The organism is Microcoleus sp., from assembly GCF_049646505.1.
Lineage (GTDB): Bacteria > Cyanobacteriota > Cyanobacteriia > Cyanobacteriales > Microcoleaceae > Microcoleus.
This window is the reverse complement of sequence record NZ_JBARVX010000525.1, coordinates 1-2067: the sequence shown is the minus strand read 5'-3', so window position 1 is coordinate 2067 and position 2067 is coordinate 1. Positions and strand designations below refer to the sequence as shown.

Annotated in this window: 2 protein-coding genes; one reads left to right on the top strand and one right to left on the bottom strand. The window is 50.5% G+C overall.

Annotated features, from left to right (window positions below; translation table 11 throughout):
- Positions 1–328, bottom strand: a 328-nt coding sequence (locus WBA89_RS24915) for a hypothetical protein (RefSeq protein ID WP_424410202.1), incomplete at its 3' end; no start/stop codon positions are given.
- A 288-nt stretch (positions 329–616) separates the two neighbouring features.
- Between WBA89_RS24915 and gnd the strand changes: the two genes are divergently transcribed.
- The coding region (gene gnd / locus WBA89_RS24910; RefSeq protein ID WP_424410200.1) for a decarboxylating NADP(+)-dependent phosphogluconate dehydrogenase at positions 617–2067 on the top strand (1451 nt) is incomplete at its 3' end.

The window sequence follows — 2067 nt, the reverse complement described above, 5'->3', positions numbered from 1 at the left end:
ACTTTTTTTTTAGCCCGTCCCCGCGCCTGTCCCGTTCTTGCAACTTCAGCAATTCCTCTTGATACACGCCAACAATTCGCCCCAAACTCACCACCAAATCATCCCAATTCTCATCTCCCACCAACTTCTCAGAAATCCCCTCAAATAACTCTCCAGCTTGCCTTTTTTGAACATAGGCTTTCAAAAGCTTTCCCGACTTTTGCAAAACCGCCTGATAAATATCGCCATCAGACCACCACAGCCCCTGTTGACTCAGCAGCCAAGTTAAAATATACTCGCGAGCGTGTTGCTCCTTCACCCAGGCCGCCAGATACTGCAAATCTTCCATATCTACAACAGTCTCCTAAATTTTCCTCAAAATGTCCGCTTGTTTGTATCTACTGCTACTGCGATCGGCATAATACCTGCCTTATTATCACTCGCCGATCTCTTTAATATCCCTTAAATCTTAAAAAAACCCTACTGATTTACCAAACAGCAATTCTTACAATATAAAAATAAACCTAAACCTCCTCGGTCTATTGTCCAATACTTTAGTCCACCGGAAAGCGGTATACCCCGCCTCGCTTTCCTCTATCTCAAATCAAACCTCAAGTGAAACTAGCGGGTTATTAGCATGACAAAGCAAAATTTTGGTTTAATCGGTTTAGCCGTAATGGGCGAAAACCTAGCGCTCAACGTCGAAAGCAGAGGCTTCTCGGTAGCTGTGTACAACCGCACAACAGCTAAAACCGACGAATTCATGGCCAAACGCGCCCCCGGCAAAAACATAGTAGCCGCCAAGACTCTGACAGAATTCGTCGATGTCCTAGAAACCCCGCGCCGCATCTTAGTCATGGTGCAAGCTGGGAAAGCCGTAGATGCAGTCATCGACCAGCTCAAACCCATGCTGTCACCGGGCGACATGATCATTGACGGCGGCAACTCCCTCTACGGCGACACCGAACGCCGCACCAAAGATTTAGAAGCAGCCGGACTGGGATTTGTCGGAATGGGCATCAGTGGCGGCGAAGAAGGCGCGCTCAACGGTGCTAGCCTCATGCCCGGCGGCACCCACGCCGCTTACGGCATCCTAGAGCCAATTCTCACAAAAATAGCAGCTCAAGTAGATGACGGCCCCTGCGTCACATTCATCGGCCCCGGCGGTGCCGGTCACTACGTGAAGATGGTGCACAACGGCATTGAGTACGGGGATATGCAGCTCATTGCCGAAGCCTACGATTTGCTCAAAAACGTGGCAGGACTCAGCGGTCAGCAGTTGCAAGAAGTCTTTGCCGAATGGAATACCACCGACGAACTCAACTCGTTTTTGATTGAAATTACCGCGAATATTTTCAAGTACATTGACCCAGAAACTAAGCATCCCTTAGTTGAGGTAATTATGGACGCGGCCGGTCAAAAAGGCACGGGCCGCTGGACTGTCATGAGTGCTTTGGAATTGGGCGTGAGCATTCCCACAATTATCGCTGCGGTGAATGCGAGAATTATGTCTTCTTACAAAGAAGAGCGCGTCAATGCTTCCCGCGTACTGACGGGGCCTAGCACCAAGTACGAAGGCGATACTAAGGAGTTTGTCAACAAAGTTCGAGATGCGCTTTACTGCTCGAAGATTTGCTCCTACGCCCAAGGCATGGCGCTGTTGAGCGCGGCCTCGAAGTCGTACAATTATGAATTGAGTTTGAGCGAAATTTCCCGAATTTGGAAGGGCGGCTGTATCATTCGGGCTGGCTTTTTGGACAAGATTAAAACAGCTTTCAATGACGATCCGGAATTGCCGAATTTGCTGTTAGCGCCGGAGTTCAAACAGACCATTCTCGATCGCCAAACAGCTTGGCGCGAGGTGTTGTCTACGGCTAGCCTGCTGGGGATTGCAGTACCGGCCTTCAGCGCGTCGCTGGACTACTTCGACAGCTACCGGCGCGAAAGATTGCCGCAAAACCTGACGCAGGCTCAGCGCGATTATTTTGGGGCTCACACCTACGAGCGCACCGACAAACCGCGCGGTGAATTCTTCCACTCTGAGTGGACGCAGGCTGCTGAAGAGTCGCTGCAAACCGGCACTACGGA